The organism is Jeotgalibaca sp. PTS2502 (genome assembly GCF_001975685.1).
In the GTDB taxonomy this organism is placed as follows: domain Bacteria; phylum Bacillota; class Bacilli; order Lactobacillales; family Aerococcaceae; genus Jeotgalibaca; species Jeotgalibaca arthritidis.
The window spans coordinates 1955807-1975610 of record NZ_CP019433.1; the positions used below are offsets into that span (position 1 = coordinate 1955807).

At 36.0% G+C, this 19804-nt stretch carries 17 protein-coding genes and 1 pseudogene; 11 read left to right on the forward strand and 7 right to left on the reverse strand.

What is annotated here, in order from left to right:
* Positions 1-5 precede the first annotated feature (5 nt).
* Positions 6-2192 carry an alpha-galactosidase gene (locus BW721_RS09815; protein ID WP_076768289.1) on the reverse strand — a complete coding sequence of 729 codons (2187 nt, stop codon included), beginning with the start codon at positions 2190-2192 and terminating at the stop codon, positions 6-8.
* 50 nt (positions 2193-2242) lie between these two features.
* Between BW721_RS09815 and BW721_RS09820 the strand changes: the two genes are divergently transcribed.
* Positions 2243-3079: a helix-turn-helix domain-containing protein gene (locus BW721_RS09820; RefSeq protein WP_076768291.1), complete on the forward strand. Its 837-nt coding sequence runs from the start codon at positions 2243-2245 to the stop codon at positions 3077-3079.
* 4 nt (positions 3080-3083) lie between these two features.
* Positions 3084-3956: a fructokinase ScrK gene (scrK, locus tag BW721_RS09825; RefSeq protein ID WP_076768704.1), complete on the forward strand. Its 873-nt coding sequence runs from the start codon at positions 3084-3086 to the stop codon at positions 3954-3956.
* 413 nt (positions 3957-4369) lie between these two features.
* Here scrK and BW721_RS12215 read toward each other — a convergent pair whose 3' ends face one another.
* From BW721_RS12215 to BW721_RS12175, 4 genes are all read right to left on the reverse strand, one after another.
* Complete coding sequence (locus BW721_RS12215) at positions 4370-4492, reverse strand: hypothetical protein (RefSeq protein ID WP_257787740.1); 123 nt, start codon at positions 4490-4492, stop codon at positions 4370-4372.
* 280 nt (positions 4493-4772) lie between these two features.
* Positions 4773-5447 carry a potassium channel family protein gene (locus BW721_RS09830; RefSeq protein ID WP_076768293.1) on the reverse strand — a complete coding sequence of 225 codons (675 nt, stop codon included), beginning with the start codon at positions 5445-5447 and terminating at the stop codon, positions 4773-4775.
* Positions 5448-5458: 11 nt separating this feature from the next.
* A complete protein-coding gene (locus tag BW721_RS12170; protein WP_250637832.1) occupies positions 5459-6073 on the reverse strand; it encodes a potassium transporter TrkG in 615 nt (204 codons plus the stop codon).
* A gap of 29 nt (positions 6074-6102) precedes the next feature.
* The gene (locus BW721_RS12175) at positions 6103-6837 is read right to left on the reverse strand and encodes a potassium transporter TrkG (RefSeq protein WP_250637833.1); all 735 of its coding nucleotides are present in this window, start codon (positions 6835-6837) and stop codon (positions 6103-6105) included.
* An 84-nt stretch (positions 6838-6921) separates the two neighbouring features.
* Here BW721_RS12175 and rlmH point away from each other — a divergent pair, with 84 nt between their 5' ends.
* The 6 genes from rlmH to BW721_RS09865 all read left to right on the forward strand — a co-directional run bounded on the left by rlmH (position 6922) and on the right by BW721_RS09865 (position 15545).
* Positions 6922-7401 carry a 23S rRNA (pseudouridine(1915)-N(3))-methyltransferase RlmH gene (gene rlmH, locus BW721_RS09840; protein ID WP_076768295.1) on the forward strand — a complete coding sequence of 160 codons (480 nt, stop codon included), beginning with the start codon at positions 6922-6924 and terminating at the stop codon, positions 7399-7401.
* A 204-nt stretch (positions 7402-7605) separates the two neighbouring features.
* On the forward strand, positions 7606-8097 hold the full coding sequence (locus tag BW721_RS09845; protein WP_156892236.1) for a hypothetical protein: 492 nt from the start codon (positions 7606-7608) through the stop codon (positions 8095-8097).
* Complete coding sequence (locus BW721_RS09850; protein WP_076768299.1) at positions 8087-9160, forward strand: hypothetical protein; 1074 nt, start codon at positions 8087-8089, stop codon at positions 9158-9160. Before BW721_RS09845 ends, BW721_RS09850 begins: the two co-directional genes overlap by 11 nt.
* 552 nt (positions 9161-9712) lie before the next feature.
* A complete protein-coding gene (locus tag BW721_RS09855) occupies positions 9713-11260 on the forward strand; it encodes a type I restriction-modification system subunit M (protein WP_076768301.1) in 1548 nt (515 codons plus the stop codon).
* On the forward strand, positions 11257-12435 hold the full coding sequence (locus BW721_RS09860) for a restriction endonuclease subunit S (RefSeq protein ID WP_076768303.1): 1179 nt from the start codon (positions 11257-11259) through the stop codon (positions 12433-12435). The genes BW721_RS09855 and BW721_RS09860 overlap by 4 nt, the downstream gene beginning before the upstream one ends.
* Positions 12436-12437: 2 nt before the next feature.
* Complete coding sequence (locus BW721_RS09865) at positions 12438-15545, forward strand: type I restriction endonuclease subunit R (protein WP_076768305.1); 3108 nt, start codon at positions 12438-12440, stop codon at positions 15543-15545.
* 124 nt (positions 15546-15669) lie between these two features.
* Here the strand turns inward: BW721_RS09865 and gloA are convergent, their stop codons facing one another.
* Positions 15670-16050, reverse strand: a complete 381-nt coding sequence (gloA, locus tag BW721_RS09870) for a lactoylglutathione lyase (RefSeq protein ID WP_076768307.1) — start codon at positions 16048-16050, stop codon at positions 15670-15672.
* Between the two features lie 259 nt (positions 16051-16309).
* Here gloA and BW721_RS09875 point away from each other — a divergent pair, with 259 nt between their 5' ends.
* On the forward strand, positions 16310-16510 hold the full coding sequence (locus BW721_RS09875) for a cold-shock protein (RefSeq protein WP_076768310.1): 201 nt from the start codon (positions 16310-16312) through the stop codon (positions 16508-16510).
* A 665-nt stretch (positions 16511-17175) separates the two neighbouring features.
* Here the strand turns inward: BW721_RS09875 and BW721_RS12340 are convergent.
* A pseudogene (locus tag BW721_RS12340) lies at positions 17176-17311 on the reverse strand (IS1380 family transposase); the annotation flags it as partial.
* Between the two features lie 723 nt (positions 17312-18034).
* Between BW721_RS12340 and BW721_RS09880 the strand changes: the two are divergent.
* A complete protein-coding gene (locus tag BW721_RS09880) occupies positions 18035-18892 on the forward strand; it encodes an ABC transporter permease (protein WP_083686924.1) in 858 nt (285 codons plus the stop codon).
* 10 nt (positions 18893-18902) lie between these two features.
* A complete protein-coding gene (locus BW721_RS09885; RefSeq protein WP_076768315.1) occupies positions 18903-19784 on the forward strand; it encodes a carbohydrate ABC transporter permease in 882 nt (293 codons plus the stop codon).
* The last annotated feature ends 20 nt before the right edge of the window (positions 19785-19804 follow it).

Genomic DNA, 19804 nt, shown 5'->3' on the forward strand with positions numbered 1-19804 from the left:
TTTACTTATTTATTCGAAATTTCAGTTTTTTTCCAATGGTAAGCAATCACTTCGAAATCGCCTTTAATACGGGGAACGAGAATACCCGCATGGTTTAATTCCGATCCACTATAGTATTTCTTTGTGGTAGAATCTTGGTAAATAGCATTTTCATCTAAAAATTTAGTCTGAAGATACTGAACGGGAACGGCTGGCCGAGCGAGACCATTGGAATAAACCAATAAGGCTTCCTCTTGGTTTTTGAATAGCCAAGCCGTTGCACCCGTTTCGGATGGTGCTTGAATACGATAAAAATCACCAAATTGAATAAGTTCGCGATGTTCTTTATACCAGGAAATTTGTTCTGTAATTTTTTGGAGATTTTCTGTAGTTTGTTTTGTTATGTCCAATTCAAATCCGAAATTTCCGCTCATTGCAATCCAACCACGAGTGTCAAGTGGAGTATTGCGTCCTACTTGATGGTTGGGAATGTCTGAAACATGAGCACCCATCATAACAGGCGGATAGAGATAGCTATAACCGTATTGAATAACAGATCGACAAAGTGCATCAGAGTTGTCACTTGTCCAAGTTTGTGGCATATAAGCCATCATGCCTGGATCGAAACGTCCGCCGCCACTTGAACAATTTTCGAAAAGCACATAAGGATAACGTTCGGTCACGGTTTTTAAAATTCGATAAAGACCGAGGACATAGCGGTGATAAAGCTCTTTTTGTTGGTCAGAAGGCAATGTTTGATTGCCAACTTCGGTTAGGTGTCGGTTCATGTCCCATTTCACGTAATCAATCTTACCGGTGGCTAAATAGCCACTAAGAACATCAATCAAATAATTTTGCACTTCTACGCGGCTTAAGTCTAAAACCAATTGCTGGCGTCCTTCTGTAAGGTGGTAGCCCGGAACTTGTAGAGCCCAGTCAGGATGATTGCGAAATAAATCACTGTTCTTTGAGACCATTTCGGGTTCGAACCATAGTCCAAATTGCATATTGAGTTGATGAATCTTTTCAGCGAGATGAACAATTCCATTGGGTAATTTTGCAGGATTTACTTGCCAGTCACCTAAAGAGGAAGTGTCATCATTCCGTTCACCAAACCAGCCGTCGTCAAGCACAAACAGCTCGATACCTAGTTTGCTTGCCAACTCAGCTTCTTGTACAAGAGATTCTTCAGATAAGTCAAAGTAATTTGCTTCCCATGTATTTAAAAGAACGGGGCGAGCTTTATCTGTAAAGGAATGAGGAATGAGATTTTTTTGATAGATTTTATGGAAGTTTTGAGACATTTGATTGAATCCCTGATCACTGTAATTGATCACAACTTCGGGCGTCTGAAAATTTTGTCCACTATCAAGCTTCCACTCGAAAGTATCCGGTTGAATACCGATCTGTACCCGGCTGGAGCCATACTGTTCCACTTCTACTTGGGCAACGAAGTTCCCGCTGTAAACAAAATGAAAAGCAAAAACTTCTCCTGAGAATTCTGTTGTCTCTCGATTTGCTAAAGCAAGAAACGGCTGATGTTGCGGACTACTGGTGCCGCGACTGCTTTCGATTTTTTGGATTCCGGGATGCAAAGATTGACGATGCAGATTGGCCTCGTTTGTATGGGAGCCATTCAAAGTAACCATATCCAAGTCCCAACGAGGGAAATCAACCAAAAGCGATCCCGCGTTTTCTAAAAAGATTGCTTGATTACCTGAGTTGATAAAGCGCGCGTTTCGAGTGAGAACCGCATCATTTTCATAGAGATTATAGGTCAGGATCATTTGAATAGTTTGTCTTTCGTCTTCTAGAACGATTTCTAACGAAGTGGTGTTGTCTTTTCGCAAATATGGGAGTCCTTCTAATTCGCGTTTCCCTTCGTAAATTCGATGTTCTTTATAGGTGAAGTCCGTAATAGTGAAACCCTGTTGGTTACGGATTTGATAATTTGGTATACGGTGATCGCCATTTCCCTGTGTACTCGTTTCTAAAGGCAGGGCATTTAATGAAAAGGTACGTTCGTCAGGAATCGGATTTGTGGCAAATCCACGATCAATGAATTGCAGCTCATTGCTGCCATGGTAGCTAGTAAGACTTTTTCCAAAATAACGGTGGGTAATATATTTACCTTTTTCAATCCCGATGATATAGCTTATGTAATCATTTTTAAGATGAAAGATATTCTGTTGAGAATCAAATGTTATCGGCATATTATTCCTTCTTTCTTATTTGTTACAACAAGCATAAGGAGTCTGATGAAATGAAACAAGAAGAAAAAATTGTAAGAGCGGGTAATAAATTGCATCCATTCATTCGCCGCTTTCATTATATGGATCATCAGAATCTACCTTATATCCAAGGTCTGGGTGTAGGGACAGGACATGCGGATTATATATGGGACGGCATGAGAAGAAAAGATCAATTAGTAGTTATGCAGTATACCTTAAGCGGGAAGGGGATTTTTGAAAGTGGCGGAAAAGAATACGTTCAAAAAGCTGGAAGTTTTTTCTTGGCAGATATTCCCGGAAGATTTACTTATTTTGGAGAAGATTGGAAATTTATTTATATAGAGTTTTCGCCGATCACAAAGCAATGGCTGGCACTACCTAACCAAGCCTGCCCTTCAAGCAGTGAAAGTTTTTCAAAGAAATTAATTGAATTGATTCTCCTTTTAGAAAATGAAGAAGTGTCTTTATATGAGAATGCGAAACTCTCTTTTGATTTATTTTTACAAATAAAAGAAGAAGTTGCCCAACAAAAAGAGAAAATGGATCCTGAAGTTCAAGTGCTTCGGTCATTTATTGAAGAAAACTACCAGCAAGACATCGGTTTAGATTTAATGGAAAACCACTTCCACATGTCTAAGTTTCAGATTATCCGATCTTTTGAAGAAGCTTTTCAATACACACCGATGGCTTACTTGAGAAAAATAAGAATTCTAAAATCATTAGAGCGATTATGGGATTATAAAACGATTGATCATGTCGCTCATGCGGTTGGGTTTTCCAACGGCAATTATTTCGCAAAAGTTTTTAAATCAGAGATGGGAATGACCCCCACAGAGTATAAAGAAAGTAAAAAATATAATGAGGAGTGAGTGTATTATGTACGGATCAATAGAGGCAGGTGGCACAAAATTTGTTTGCGCAGTTGCTGATGAAAGTTTAGAAATTATCGACCGAGTGAGCTTTCCTACAACAACACCAGAGGAAACGATGGAGTTGGTTATTCAATTTTTTAAAGGCTATCAAGATAAGCTGGAAGGGATTGGGATTGGGTCTTTCGGCCCCGTTGATATTCATCGAAATTCTCCAACATATGGGTTTATTACATCTACTCCTAAATTACTGTGGCAAAATTTTGATTTCGTCGGCACAATGAAAAAACATTTTTCTCTGCCAATCGCTTGGACAACCGATGTTAATGCTGCAGCTTACGGAGAATACGTATTTGGTAAGGGAAAAGGGTTGTCGAGTGTCGTTTATTATACGATTGGAACCGGAGTGGGCGGAGGAGCTATACAAGAAGGGCGTTTCGTTGAAGGATTTAGCCACCCGGAAATGGGACATATGATGGTAGTACCTCACAAAAATGATTCTTTTACAGGAAATTGTCCATTCCATGGTAATTGTTTGGAAGGAATGACTGCGGGCCCCGCAATTGAGAAAAGAACCGGTAAAAAAGGGCAAGATATCTCTCCAGATGATGAACTATGGGACATGCTGGCTTATTATATAGCGCAATGTGCTTATAACACAACACTCATGCTCTCCCCGGATGTCATAATTTTTGGCGGTGGCGTAATGAAACAGCGCCACATGCTTAAAAAAGTTCATCAAGCATTCGAAGATTTAATGCAAAGTTATGTAAAAACGCCTGATTTAACAAACTACATTGTTACACCGGAATTAGAAGACAATGCTGGGACAATCGGTTGCTTGGCACTTGCAAAAGAAGCAAAAATTCAATTATAAGAAAAAATAGAGTGGGAAAAAAGGCGTTTAGATCCGAATCACTGGAAGGAATAAGCACAGGATGGACGAAGACCATCCGCGCATGATTCGTTAAGTGGGTGTCGGATCTGCCTTTTTGAGCACGTTTAGACCACTATTATTCGTTAATACTAGAGGGCCGGGAATTTTTTCCCGGCCCCCTTTCTTCATAGACTAGGGGATTATAAGTTCAGCCATCAATGTCTAGCTTCCAAGTCCTGACCTAGTGAAAAAAAGATAAATTTGCCCCATTGCGCGCTTCGCTGCTCGCTAACGCATATCATTCGACTAACCCGCTGAAGCGTGAAGTCTCCTGACAATTCAGGGTCAAATTTCCTATTTTTTCATAGGTCAAGGCGGACTTGTCCGCTTTTCTTAGGTAGTATTCATTCGTACTATTCTTTCATTACATCAACCAATGATGATTTTTCCTTTTGCATAAGTAATGGTTTTGTGAATTCATCTTTTCTTAACAGACTATCAACTAATGTAATCGGTCCAACTCTGCCTGCAAACATCATGATCATAATTGTTTAAAGAAGTTGCTCCATGGATAGTAGAATAGAGCCAACTAGAATTAAAAACAAAAAACTAGCTACTATTTTTTTTGAAGTTGTCCACTTATAAATCCGCTCTTTCATATTGTTCATTCCTCTTTCAATTTATAAGAAATAATATAGTCAGTTGTTATTATCAATCTTCAAGGTAAAAAATGGAAAAAAAGATGACCTAAATAGTTATCGAGATCACCTTCCATAGATTGTGTAAGAAATAACTTCTTTAAATTTCTCTTATTTTCTATTCATAAGGTTCTTTCAAATAGTCATGACGCTCAAATATATCAGACTCAGAAATTCCTAAAAATATTAAATCTTCTCGAACAAGTGTATCTGCTAACACACTAACGTTTAGTGGCGCATTTTTTGATTCTCGCATGCCAATCAAGTTGATGTCATATCTTTTACGTAAATCCAGTTCTTGAATCGTCTTCCCAACCCAGCTTTTAGGAGGTGAAAATTCTACAATGGAAGTGTGGTCGTCTAGCTCCATAATATCTTCAATTTTGTTTCGCATCAATTTTTTTGCGAGACGGACTCCTGATTCACGTTCAGGCAAAATCACTTCGTTTGCGCCAATTTCTTGAAGAACATCGCGATACATATTATTTTTTGCTTTAGCAATAATTTTAGGAACACCTAACTTTTTACAATGCATAACAGCCAAAACACTGGATTCTAAAACCGTACCGGTAGAGATCACAACTGCATCGCAGTCTCCAATGCCGATGGTTTCCAGTAAATCAAGGTCAGTAATGTCACCAATCACGCCTTTTGTAATAAGGGGTTCTAAATCATTAATGTTTTCTTCACTTTTATCAACTGCAATCACGTCATAATCAAACTCTGCTAATGTCCGGGCAATACTTCTCCCGAAAATTCCTAATCCTAATATTCCAATGGTTCTTCTCATTATATTACTCCATCCTATCCAATAATTATTTTTCCAGAAGCGTAGGTAATGTTTTTCGTTTCTTTATCCTTACGTACCAAACTTTCTGCCATGGTAATCGGTCCAATCCGTCCAGCAAACATTAAGATAATCAGGGTTATTTTACTAGCAATCCCTAATGTCGGCGTCAGATGGGCGCTAATCCCAACCGTTGTAATCGCCGATACAGCTTCAAACATCAAAATAATAAAGTCCACATCTGGGTTCAATAGTGACAATACGCCCGTTCCTAAAAGGAAGGCCGAAAAGAAAACTGAAAAGATAACAAAGGCATTTCGAACAGTCGTTTCAGGAATTGTATGGTTCCAAATGTTCACATTTTTCTGACCATGGAAGACGTTGTAAACCAAAATGACAATCATAGCGATGGTCGTTGTTTTCACACCACCGGCCGTACTACCCGGTGATCCCCCGATAAACATAGAAATGACAAACCAGAATAGCGTAAACGGATAGACTTGTGTAAAATCAACTGTTGTTAAACCAGCCGTCCGCATAGTAACCGTTTGGAAAAAACTAGCCAATAACTTTTCACCAAAGGAAAAATTACCAATGGTATATAGGTTTTGATATTCCACAACTAAAAACATCAGCGTTCCCACTACTGTTAAGATAAGGCTCACCATAATAGCCAAGCGACTGTGGAGCGATAATTTACGGTAGAAGTAACGTATTCTCTTTTCCCCTTACGCTTAAACCAATTACGCGATACCAAAGCAAAATCGAACCAGACGTGAAAGCCAATTCCACCTAGAATAATTAAAATCGAAATAACAAGGTTAACTAAGGGGTCATGAACATAAGAAACGAGAGAATTGCTTCCTAACGTATCAAAACCTGCATTCGTAAAGCCAGAAATAGATAAGAATAAGGCCATAAATAAGCCTTCAACCCATCCAAAATCAGCTACAAATCGGAATGATAAAATAAAAAAACCTACTGCCTCAATTACAAATACATATTTTAAAATGGTAATCAGAAATGAACGAAAGTCCGTTGCATCCTCACGATTCAACCCTTCTTGAACCGCCAGTCGCTCACTCAATGACATCTTCCGACCAAAAGCAGTGACCACACTGGCTACGATGGTCATGATTCCTAACCCACCAATTTGCATTAAAATTAAACAAATCACTTGCCCAAAAAATGAATAGGTATGAGCAATAGGCGTATCCACAAGTCCCGTTACCGTTACTAAAGAAGCAGCGTGGAAGAAATGATCAAAATAAGTTGCTTGAGAACCCAGATGTTGACTGATTGGCAGTGATAATAGAAAGGTTCCAATCATAATCAATATAATAAAACTCGCCACAATCTTCTGAGAAATACCCCAGCGAGAGATCCAGTCGCGCACAAAACCAATCCTTTCAAAAAATAGATTGCACTTATCTTTGTTTTTCACTAACATGAAGATGAAAATATAAAAGGGGCAAGGCACATGAATATAAAGATTATAACAGTTGGAAAATTAAAGGAAAAATATTTGAAGCAAGGCATTGCCGAATACACCAAACGTCTCGGTAGCTATTGCAAAATGCAAATCATCGAAGTAAACGACGAAAAAGCACCAGAGAACCTCAGCGATAAAGAAATGGAAATGGTCAAAGACAAAGAAGGCGAACGCATACTAGCTAAAGTAAGCGATCAAAGCTATGTCTTCGCGCTTGCCATTAACGGCAAACAATACGATTCCGTCGATTTTGCCAAAACCATCGAACAACTCGGCATTACTGGTAAAAGTGACCTCACCTTTATTATCGGTGGTTCACTCGGATTAAGCAAGGCTGTACTCAAGAGAGCCAACCAAGAGATTTCATTTGGAAAATTAACATTCCCACATCAGTTGATGCGGTTGGTGTTGGTAGAGCAGGTGTATCGTGCGTTTCGGATTATGAAGAATGAACCGTATCATAAGTAAAGTAGTAGATAGTTATAAGTCCAATTTAGGATTAAAAAATTGAAGGAGATGAATTAAATGTTTAGGTATTCATCGAAAAGTTTTAGGGTTGCATATTTTGTATCTTCTTTTTTACCTTCATATTCATTTTTATTAATTATACTAGTTGTTCAACATTTTGAATTAAGTGGAAGATTGCTGCCGATCACTTGGGAGATTAGTACTATGAAAATCATATTTATTTTGACATTTATTTCATTAGTACTTTCTTTTTTTAGTCTACTTTATATAAAAAATGCATTTGAAAATGTTTTAAAAAATTCTAAAAGTAGGACGCATAGGTCTGCATATATTACTAGAAACTATAATGTTGGAATGAGAGAGTTTCTGTTGAGTGTACTAGTACCTATACTAACGACTATATCGATTCAAGATATGCCTATTACTGGCTATGTATCTATGGTAATTTTACAAATTTTAATTTTCTTTTATTATGAGAATTCTAGTGAATATTTTCCCAATTTAAGTTTACAACTAATTAGGTACTCAGTTATAAATGCTATAGATAACAAACAGAATAGAGAAGTCTATCTTTTTACAAAATCTGATAGAGTTTCAGATATTATAAATGGCAATCAGGACTTTGTATATTTCGGGAAGCTGAACAGAAATAGTGAGATAGGAATTATATTGGAGGAGAAGACTCTTGAGAATTGATATATTAGGTATTTATTTAGCGGAATATAACACTAATAGAAATAACTCGATTAAGAAGTTGCATATTGAGAATAAGGAATTAGAAAAGCTTTCAATTAAAATTGAACAACCTAGTCAGAATAGGTTACCTCTATTTGATTCAATGAGTGAGAATATTTTTTCAACATCGACAAGATTTAAAATAGAAGAACTTAGTGAGAATAGTTATTTATACTTCTTAAAAGAATTTTTTGAGGCTATTGAGGAAGCAGATGATACTGATAGTTGGCTAGGCTCTTTAGACGATCTATTTCAAGATAAATATCCATTTCAACCTAACGTGATTATATATAAATTGAAAGAAATTTATGAACATGAAAAGAAAAGCTGCATTTATATAAAAGCGTTTAAAAATAATATGTTAATGGAAGATAGAACAATTTTATTTGGAAAAATGAAAAAACTAGATAATGAATCGGGTGTAAATGAGATAGGGGTGCTACAAGGGAAAAGTATATTTGTATTACCTCAAAGAGATTTTATATGTAGTGTTGAAAAAGAACATAATAATAATATTACATTAAAAGTATACAATGCTATGGAATTGGATAAACTATTTAGTGTTGAAAAATTAATTGAAGATTATGCAGAAAAGAAAATCCGTCGATTTGTAAGTGCAGATAAGGATCGGAAATTTAAATTAACAAGATCAAATGCGGATGTTTTCTTTAAAGATACCGATGGAAATGATAAGACAGAGGAAGTTGTGAGTGAAATTATAACTAGTAAGGACATCCACTTGAAAAAAACATATGCTACATTCTCTGGTAGGTCTACTAAAACGGTTCAAAAAATTGATTTGCAAAGACTAAGTGATGTGGTTGAAAAGTTAAGAGAATATATACTCAACCCACAAACAGATAATTTATTTACTGTAAAAGAACTTCCGCGAATTAATATTACTGAAAATACAATTTATGTAGACGAAAAATCTGTAAAAATATTTGCAGCAATGCTGAATAATGAAATAATTCAAAAATTATTAGATGGTACAATCGAAATACCATATTACCAGGAGAATTAAAAAATGCTATTGATATTTAGAAATTACGAAAGAGATAAAGAGGCTTTAATAAAACATCTCAAGACATATAATCAATATCAGAATAAATTCAATAAATATATGATTGACATGATAGTAGATATTGTTTTGACACTAATGATAATTACTCCTACTTAATTTTATAACAGTTATAGTTTTAAGGGAATCGAGCCACTGTTGCAGGGGGGAGTCACACAATGTCAAACTAATTTTCAAAAATGATGTTATAATTTAACAGTGATAATAAAAAATAATAATTTTGAATAGCAATGTACCCACATCGATTTTTGCTGATGTGGGTACATTGCTATTTACTGTTGAGTGTATCCCTAATCTGTTACCATTAAGTATTCATTACTAATAGATAGTCATAAATGTGAGGAGATATAAAAAATAAAATTTAAATCAAACATTTTTTGGACGTAAGGGGTGCTAGTATATTGTGGTATAATAACCTTAATAAACTACAGTAATCATTAGTATTAAGAATGATGAAATTTGTGAGTAATAAACGTAATAGTTGGAGGAATATATATGTCAAGTGTTACACAACGCGCTAAATTACAATCTCAAATCTGGAAAATTGCCAATGATGTTCGCGGCTCTGTGGATGGATGGGATTTCAAACAGTATGTCTTAGGGACACTTTTTTACCGTTTTATTAGTGAGAATTTTGCTGCTTATATTGAAGCAGGTGATGATAGCATTCATTATGCAGAACTAAGTGATGATATTATAACGGATGAAATTAAAGAAGATGCTATAAAAACAAAAGGATATTTTATATACCCTAGTCAAATGTTCAGTACAGTCGCTAAAACTGCGAATACAAATGAAAGTTTGAATACAGATTTAGCTGCAATCTTTACTGCTATCGAAAGCTCAGCAAATGGTTATCCATCAGAAAAAGATATCAAGGGTTTATTTGCTGATTTTGATACGACTAGTAATCGATTGGGTAATACGGTAAAAGATAAAAACGGTCGTTTGGCTTCAGTTATAAAGGGAGTTGAAGGGCTAGACTTTGGTAATTTCGAGGAAAATCAAATTGATCTTTTTGGTGATGCCTATGAATTTTTAATTTCTAATTACGCCGCTAATGCGGGAAAATCTGGTGGAGAATTCTTCACACCTCAGAGTGTTTCTAAACTAATTGCCCAATTAGCAATCCACAAGCAATCAACAATCAATAAGATTTATGACCCCGCAGCTGGTTCAGGGTCCTTACTATTACAAGCGAAAAAGCAGTTTGATGCGCACATTATTGAAGATGGTTTTTATGGGCAAGAGATTAACCATACAACATACAATCTTGCGCGTATGAATATGTTTTTACACAATATAAACTACGATAAGTTCCATATTGCATTAGGGAATACCCTTTTAGATCCTCGTTTTGGTGATGAGAAGCCTTTTGATGCCATTGTGTCTAATCCACCATATTCTGTAAAATGGATAGGAAGCGAGGATCCAACACTTATTAATGATGAACGCTTTGCTCCCGCAGGCGTACTAGCGCCAAAATCGAAAGCAGATTTTGCTTTTGTACTTCATGCGCTTAATTATCTTTCAAGCAAAGGGAGAGCCGCTATCGTTTGTTTCCCTGGTATTTTTTACCGTGGAGGTGCAGAGCAGAAAATAAGAAAATATTTGATTGACAATAACTTTGTGGAAACAATCATTTCTTTAGCACCTAATTTGTTTTTTGGTACTTCAATAGCAGTCAACATATTGGTACTCTCCAAACATAAAAGTGATACTAAAACACAGTTTATAGATGCAAGTGGAGTAGATTTCTATAAAAAGGAAACAAATAATAACATACTTACGGATGAACATATTGAAACGATTATAGGACTCTTTGACAGTAAAGAAGATGTTGAATGGGTTGCAAAATCGATTGAATATGATGCAATCGTTGAAAATCACTATAATCTTTCTGTCAATTCATATGTGGAAGCCAAAGACACAAGAGAAGTGATTAATATAGAGGATTTGAATGCAGAAATAAAAAAGACGGTGTCTAAGATAGATAAGCTTCGTGTTGAAATTGATGAGATCATTGAGGTGATAGAGTCATGATGGAGTCAAGTTATATTGCTGAATTACTTGATGGGGTTGCAACTAAGTGGATACCGTTGAATGAGGTGGTTACCACAATAACAGCACCAGCAAAAGTTAAAAAAGAAGTTTATCGTAAAAAAGGTACAATGCCTATAATTGATCAAGGAGTGGAGTTCATTGCAGGTTATACGGATGAAGATATAAAACCTGTTAGTGCTAATGAGTATATTGTGTTTGGAGATCATTCTGAGCATATTAAGTATGTAGATTTTTCTTTTATTCAAGGCGCTGATGGTTTGAAAATCCTAAAATCAAAGTATCCTAATGCTAAATACATTTATTATGCATTTATTAATTTTTATAAAAAAGAACTTAATTATAAACGACATTGGTCTTCAGCGAAAGAAACTTTAATTCCAATTCCTTGCCCAGATAACACAGAAAAATCCCTTGAAATTCAAGAAAAAATCGTCCGTATTTTGGATACTTTCACAGAGCTTACAGCAGAGCTTACAGCAGAGCTTACAGCAGAGCTTACAGCTCGTCAAAAGCAATATGCTTATTACCGCGATAAGTTGCTGACATTTAAAGAAGGTGAAGTTGAGTGGAAGACGTTGGGAGAGGTTACAGTTCCTACTACTAATATTAGATGGAGAGATACAAATGAGACTTATAGGTACATCGATCTTACCTCAGTTTGTCGTGTGAAAAACATAATAACTGATACGATTGAAATAACTGCTGAAAATGCACCAAGTAGAGCCAAAAAATTAGTAATTAAAGATGATGTTATTTTTGCGACCACTCGTCCAACTCAACAACGACTTTGCTTGATTACTGAAGAGTTTTCTGGGGAAGTTGCTAGTACTGGTTATTGCATATTAAGAGCAAATAAAAACGAAGTATTACCAAAATGGATTTATTATTTTATTACATCATCTAAATTTATGAGTTATGTAGAAGAGAATCAAAGTGGTTCAGCATATCCAGCTATTTCTGATGCTAAGGTCAAAAATTTTGAAATACCGATTCCTTCTCTTATTGAGCAAAATCGTATAGTTTCTATCTTAGATAAATTTGAAATGTTAACAAATTCAATCACTGAAGGTCTACCGCATGAATTAGAATTACGTCAAAAACAGTACGAGTATTACCGTCATATGCTTCTTAGTTTTCCAAAAGAGGAGGTTTAGAAATGGTAGGTTTCAAACCCATCGCGGAATCGAATAACTTCATCGTACTGGAAAAATATACCAAGTACTCAGAGGTAAATGAAGTACAAGCAAGCTACCAAACCGAATCAGCACTTGAACGAGAGTTCATCCAAGATTTAGTCAACCAAGGCTATGAGTATCTACCAGGTTTAACGACTCCCGAAAAGATGCTTGCGAACGTGCGTGTGCAATTACAAGATCTTAATACTGTTGAGTTTACTGAAGCGGAGTGGACTCGTTTTTGCGAGCAGTTTTTAGATACACCCAGTGACAATCACATTGATAAAACACGTAAAATACACACTGACTATATTTACGATTTTGTGTTCGATGACGGGCATATTCAGAATATCTATCTTATAGATAAAAAGAATATCGCCAAAAACAAAGTGCAAGTAATCTCACAGTTTGAGCTAAAAGGAACGCAGGCTAACCGATATGATGTGACGATCCTAGTTAATGGACTTCCTTTAATACAAGTGGAATTAAAAAAACGTGGCATCGCGATTCGAGAGGCCTTTAATCAAGTAAATCGTTATAGTAAAGAGAGTTTTAACTCAGAAAACTCTCTATTTAAATATTTACAGATTTTTGTAATTTCTAACGGGACTGATACGCGTTACTTTGCGAATACGACAAAACGAGATAAGAATAGTTTTGATTTTACAATGAACTGGGCGAAAGCAGATAATACGCTGATAAAGGATTTAAAAGATTTCACCGCGACATTCTTTAATAAGAATACGATGTTGAATGTACTATTTAATTATTCAGTCTTTGATTCGAGTGACACGTTACTTGTCATGCGCCCTTATCAAATAGCAGCAACCGAACGCATCTTGTGGAAAATAAAAAGTGCGTATCAATCCAAAAAATGGAGTTCCATCGAAAGTGGTGGCTTCATTTGGCATACAACAGGATCGGGAAAAACGTTGACGAGTTTTAAAGCCGCTCGTTTGGCTACGGAATTAGAATTTATTGATAAGGTATTTTTCGTAGTAGATAGAAAAGACCTAGATTATCAGACGATGAAAGAATATCAACGCTTTTCACCTGATAGTGTTAATGGTTCAGAAAATACAGCAGGACTAAAGCGAAATATAGAAAAAGATGATAACAAAATCATTGTTACTACTATACAGAAGCTGAATAATCTAATCAAAGGTGAAGCAGAACTACCTATCTATAACAAACACGTTGTGTTCATTTTCGATGAGGCTCACCGCTCACAGTTTGGTGAAGCTCAAAAGAATATAACCAAAAAATTTAAAAAGTACTATCAATTTGGTTTTACTGGCACGCCTATTTTTCCTGAGAATGCCTTGGGCTCAGATACGACTGCAACTGTATTTGGAAGAGAGTTACATGCTTATGTGATTACCGATGCAATCAGAGATGAAAAAGTTCTAAAGTTTAAAGTGGATTATAACGATGTGCATCCGCGTTTCAAGTCTATTGAGATGGAACGAGATGAGAAGAAACTAACTGCAGCAGAAAACAAAGAAGCCTTATTACATCCAGAAAGAATTAAAGAAATATCTCAGTACATTCAAAATAACTTCCGCATAAAAACGCATCGTACGCACGCTAATGGTAAGGGATTCAATGCTATGTTTGCTGTCAGTAGCGTTGCTGCAGCCAAGCTTTATTATGAGTCATTGATGGCCTTACAGAAAGATAGCGATAAGCCTCTTAAAATTGCAACAATTTTTTCATTTGCTGCCAATGAAGAGCAAAGTGCCATAGGTGAAATTCTTGATGAAACATTTGAAACTACTGCTATGGAAAGTAGTGCCAAAGAGTTTTTAGCAAGTGCAATTAAAGATTACAATACGATGTTTAAAACGAATTATAATGTAGATAGTAAAGGATTCCAGAATTATTATCGTGACCTTGCGAATCGAGTAAGAAAAAAAGAAGTTGATTTGTTAATAGTTGTTGGGATGTTTTTAACCGGTTTTGATGCACCAACCCTAAATACATTGTTTGTGGATAAAAATCTTCGTTACCATGGATTGATGCAAGCTTTCTCACGAACGAATCGAATTTATGATTCGACCAAAACATTTGGAAACATTGTAACTTTTAGAGATTTAGAGGAAGCGACTATTGATGCAATTACTCTCTTTGGAGATAAAAACACTAAAAACGTAGTCCTCGAAAAAAGTTACAGAGAATATATGGAGGGCTTTACTGATATATCTACCGGTGAAGCGCGTCGTGGTTATTTAGATGTAGTGCAAGAATTAGAGGAGCGCTTTTCGGATATTGATGACATTACTACTGAAAAAGACAAAAAAGATTTTGTGAAACTTTTTGGAGAGTATCTACGTGTTGAAAATATTCTACAAAATTATGATGAGTTTGCTAGTTTAAAAGCCCTACAATCGGTAGATATACACGATCAAGAAGCTTTAGAGTCATTTACAGCTACTCATTACTTAACTGATGAGGATATAGCTGTTATGCAAGAGGTTGAGATACCGAAAGAAAGACTGATTCAAGACTATCGTTCTACTTATAATGATATTCGGGACTGGCTTCGCCGTGAAAAAGACGGAAAAGAAAAAGAACAATCAACGATTGATTGGGATGATGTAGTCTTTGAAGTAGACTTATTAAAGTCACAAGAAATCAATCTAGATTATATTCTCGAATTGATTTTTGAAAAGAACAAGAAAACAAATGATAAAGCTTCAATTGTTGAAGAGGTCCGTCGATTAATCCGATCCAGTGTGGGGAACCGTGCTAAAGAAAGCTTAGTAGTCGACTTTATTAATCAGACAGATTTAAATGAGATTCGTGATAAGGCTAGTATTATTGAGGCGTTCTTCTCTTTCGCTCAAGCTGAGCAAAAACGTGAAGCCGAGGAATTAATTCGGGCTGAAGACCTTAATGAAGAGGCAGCAAAGAGGTATATACTTACTTCACTGAAGAAAGAATATGCTAGTGAAAATGGAACAGAATTGAATAGCATTCTACCAAAAATGAGTCCTTTAAATCCTAAGTATTTAACGAAAAAGCAAAGTGTATTTGAAAAAATTGCAGCATTTGTAGAGAAGTTTAAAGGCGTAGGAGGAAATGTCTGAAAGAGACAGAACAATTTAAATCATACGTAAAATATTATCTTAGATAAATAACAAAATATAAGAACTCCCCCTAAAGTAGACAGCCGAAATATCAACTAGCTAATTTAGATGGAGTTCTTATCTATTATTTCTCGCGTTTTACTTCAATACGGTAACCATCGGGATCTGTTACGAAGAAGTAAGATGGTTTGCCACCTGCAAGGCCTTTTAATTCGCCTGTTTCGTAGGCAGATGCTTTACAGATGTCATGCATTTTCTCTAAGTCACTAACGGTTACACCTAAATGACTGAAGCCATTTCCAACTTCGTATGGCTCTGCATCATAGTTATACGTTAATTCGATTTGAACAGAAGAACCAGGTGAGTTCAAGTAGATTAAATCAAATTTATTCTCTGGAAATTCTCTGCGGCTCGCAATCTCAAAATCAAATAGGTTTGTATAGAAGTCTAAAGTAGCTTCAATGTCTCTAACACGTAAGCAAATTTCAACTAATACTTGGTTCATAATTATATCATCCTCCCAAAATGTCTTAATTCTATTCTAACATGAATCGATTATTTACGCATTTGATTCACTTAGTTGTTTAACGTAATGTTCTACCCCCCTTTACTTATGTCGAGATAAGTGTTATAGTTATCAATGTAGTAATTTTGTTAATAAAATAAGATTGTATGTTATTCATGTATGTGATTAATTCTCTCTCTTTTTTTTGAACGAAGTATTATAATAAAACGTGCAAAAAGCACAACGGAGGAATATCATTATGAATAACGGTACAGTAAAATGGTTTAACGCAGAAAAAGGCTTTGGATTTATCGAATGTGAAGGTTCTGACGATGTATTCGTACACTTCTCAGCAATCCAATCTGAAGGATTCAAATCTTTAGACGAAGGACAAGCAGTTACTTTTGAAGTAGAACAAGGTAACCGTGGACCTCAAGCAGTTAACGTTCACAAAGCTTAATTTAAACTTTAACTTATCAAACACCTCAGCAAATTCGCTGAGGTGTTTTTTCTTTTTAGCGCATTATTTTTCTAATCCGTGTAAAAAAAACGAGAAATTTGTTGATACAATAGTTGTACTTTCCTTTTAATTTGAGACTCTTTAATAGATAGTATCAGTTAATGTTACCGATAATCTTAAAAAAATTGGAAGAGTGACTAATATGAATATATTTTTTATCGAATCAACCAAAAAAGATAGCTGAAGTTTCAGAAATGATTTTTGGTGAATTTTCAATGAAAATGAGGAGTACTATGAAGTTTGAAGATGTTGTTAAACACTTTTCAAATACAAAGCATAATACAGTTGGATTCTTTGGTCGGAAATACAGTTTGAGTGTACCACGAATGGCTCTTTTAGTTCTCTAACTTAATTTTACAATTTGCGTTACTAATAAAAGTCGTTGATAAAGATGAAAAAGTAAAATCCAAAATTGTAAAGCACAAAATTGTAGAAAGACATTCTGTTAAGTGAAATCACTCTAAAACAATAATTAAACAATGCGAAAATAATATTTAAATTGAACTCTGAACTATTCATACGCCTGAATTCTTCTTGAAAAATGTTTTTTTAAGGTTTAAGCATTTCAATTTTTTAAGAATAGCCATTAGCATGACTTACCAATCCAACAAGCTGACCATCATGCCGTCATGGTTCTCCAAAAAGGAGGAACTGTCGGTCTTATCAAAATAGAAGCCGTTCGTTGATTCCTAGATGAAATTTCCATGTTTCCTTGTGGTAAAGCCGGAACACAGTCTGGGCGGGCACATTCTATCCCAGAACCGGGAAGGGGAAGCTTGTGAGGCGTTGGCTTCTTTCTTAAGTAACTGGGTATTCCTTCAGTGAGTTGGCGGATGAATCAGCAGGATAGCCGGCTAATTTTGAGAAGCTCGAATCCATGAAAGGATTCTCACCCGTATTATTCACTAGCAATTTTGAGTTGAATTTTACGCATCTTTCCTGTAATTTAGCCATTGAGAGGACCTCTTTCCTTGGTTAGGTTTAGACGCTTTGACCATAGAAGATTGGGGTTTTTTTGTACACCCAAATGGTGCAGGGATGTAGATAGAATAATAGCGCCACAATACGCTTTTAGTGAATATTTAGGAAAAAGATGAATGATTCAGGATGTTGTTTCCAGTTTATTTTACTTAGTGCTACAAATGCCCTATGACATCATAGTAATGTGGATTACCAGACGCCACTGGAAGTATGTTTTGAGTTATCTAGATGAACCGGCTCTGTCTGGCTTAAATTGAAAAATCAAAAATAAAAAAAGCAATTGACAGCCCTTTCATAGGGTGGTAATATAGCCCTATAAATGAAACGTTTCCAAAAAGGGAACTTTATTTTTCGAACAAATTGGAAACGTTTCAAAAGGAGGGAAAAAGATTGGCAACATCTGCCTTTGATAAATCAGAAACGAAAGTAAAAAGACGTTCTTCAAGATGGGAATATATTAAAAAGCACCGCCTCTTGTACCTGATGTTACTTCCGGGGTTACTACTGACTTTGATTTTTAAGTATATCCCCATGTATGGAATTTTATTAGCTTTTAAAGATTATAATCCATTGCAAGGGATTTGGGGTAGTGATTGGATAGGGTTAGACAACTTCAGAGAATTCTTAGGTTCACCAAATTTCGGGATGCTGTTAGAGAACACATTAAAAATCAGCATTTACGGATTAATTTTAGGATTCTTTCCTCCCGTCATACTTGCGATTTCATTGAACCAAATTATGAATAGGAAATGGAAAAAAAGATTTCAACTGATTCTCTATGCGCCAAACTTTATTTCATTGGTTATTATCGTCGGAATGCTGTTTGTCTTTTTGGCTGCGAATGGGCCAATAAACGCTATTATAGAATCCGTAACGGGACAAACGGTGCGATTTATGACGCAACCCAGCTATTTCCGTACGCTCTATATTGCCTCTGGAATCTGGCAGGGAATGGGTTGGGCTTCTGTCCTCTATACAGCTGCACTATCAAATGTAAGCCAAGAATTAATCGATGCATCGTTCATTGATGGTGCAAATATCCTGCAGCGTATTTGGTATATTGACCTGCCCACGCTTCGACCGATGATGCTGATTCAGTTCATCTTATCAGTTGGAGGGGTAATGAACGTCGGTTATGAGAAAGCATTCTTGATGCAGACACCTATGAATCTACCGGTCTCTGAGATTATCTCAACCTATGTCTACAAAGTGGGTCTACAAATGGGCGACTATGGATATTCCACAGCCGTTGGGTTATTCAATACTGTCATTAACATTATTTTACTGTTCATTGTAAATGCAATTGCGAATAAAATAAGCGAAGACGGAAACGTTCTGTAAGGAGGATAAAATGATTTCATTAACAAAATTTGACAAGCGGATTTTATGGTTGAATCGTATGGTGATCGGGCTGCTTATTCTTGTCACTTTGGGACCCTTAATCTATGTATTGATAGCTTCCTTTATGGACCCGTTCACGCTACGATCACAAGGTCTCAGCTTCAACCCGGCAAACTGGACGCTGGAAGGTTATCGAAGAGTATTGCAAGATCCAGCGATTGTACGAGGGTTTATCAATTCGATTGTTTACTCGTTTTCTTTTAGTATTCTCACTGTTGCGTTGTCCGTTCTAACTGCTTACCCATTATCAAAGAAAAACTTAGTAGGGAAAAGACCCATCACTACTTTCCTCATGATCACCATGTTCATCGGGGGAGGGTTGGTTCCTACCTACTTGTTGATCAAGAATTTGGGAATGCTCAACTCGATATGGGCAATTGTTCTTCCAGGAGCTGTGAATGTCTGGAATATTATTCTGGCAAGAACGTATTTTAGGCAAATGCCTACTGAACTGGAAGAAGCAGCCATCATGGATGGGGCCAACGAGATGCAAGTTTTTCTGAAAATTATGTTACCGCTTGCTAAACCAATTATCTTTGTGCTGTTTCTGTATGCTTTTGTTGGACAATGGAATTCCTACTTTGATGCGATGATTTATTTGAATGATGCAGATTTACAACCCCTCCAACTTGTATTAAGGAAAATTTTAATTCAAAATCAGCCACAACAAGATATGGTAGGTGCTGCTACTGAAATGGCTGAAATGGCACAGTTGGCTGAATTAATTAAATATTCGACCATTGTAGTATCGAGTTTGCCGCTCTTAATCATGTATCCATTCTTCCAGAAGTACTTTGACAAAGGTATTATGGCAGGTTCATTAAAAGGTTAAAAATATAAAAAAAGGAGTAT

Bases quoted from the DNA above. Each gene is read 5' to 3' on its own strand.
- rlmH (WP_076768295.1), top strand. From the start codon at position 6,922: ATGAATATAAAGATTATAACAGTTGGAAAATTAAAGGAAAAATATTTG.
- BW721_RS12215 (WP_257787740.1), bottom strand. From the start codon at position 4,492: ATGTTTGCAGGCAGAGTTGGACCGATTACATTAGTTGATAGTCTGTTA.
- BW721_RS09820 (WP_076768291.1), top strand. From the start codon at position 2,243: ATGAAACAAGAAGAAAAAATTGTAAGAGCGGGTAATAAATTGCATCCA.
- BW721_RS09860 (WP_076768303.1), top strand. From the start codon at position 11,257: ATGATGGAGTCAAGTTATATTGCTGAATTACTTGATGGGGTTGCAACT.
- BW721_RS09875 (WP_076768310.1), top strand. From the start codon at position 16,310: ATGAATAACGGTACAGTAAAATGGTTTAACGCAGAAAAAGGCTTTGGA.
- BW721_RS09855 (WP_076768301.1), top strand. From the start codon at position 9,713: ATGTCAAGTGTTACACAACGCGCTAAATTACAATCTCAAATCTGGAAA.
- BW721_RS12170 (WP_250637832.1), bottom strand. From the start codon at position 6,073: ATGTTTTTAGTTGTGGAATATCAAAACCTATATACCATTGGTAATTTT.
- gloA (WP_076768307.1), bottom strand. From the start codon at position 16,050: ATGAACCAAGTATTAGTTGAAATTTGCTTACGTGTTAGAGACATTGAA.
- BW721_RS09865 (WP_076768305.1), top strand. From the start codon at position 12,438: ATGGTAGGTTTCAAACCCATCGCGGAATCGAATAACTTCATCGTACTG.
- BW721_RS09815 (WP_076768289.1), bottom strand. From the start codon at position 2,192: ATGCCGATAACATTTGATTCTCAACAGAATATCTTTCATCTTAAAAAT.
- BW721_RS09845 (WP_156892236.1), top strand. From the start codon at position 7,606: ATGAAAATCATATTTATTTTGACATTTATTTCATTAGTACTTTCTTTT.
- BW721_RS09885 (WP_076768315.1), top strand. From the start codon at position 18,903: ATGATTTCATTAACAAAATTTGACAAGCGGATTTTATGGTTGAATCGT.
- BW721_RS09880 (WP_083686924.1), top strand. From the start codon at position 18,035: ATGTTACTTCCGGGGTTACTACTGACTTTGATTTTTAAGTATATCCCC.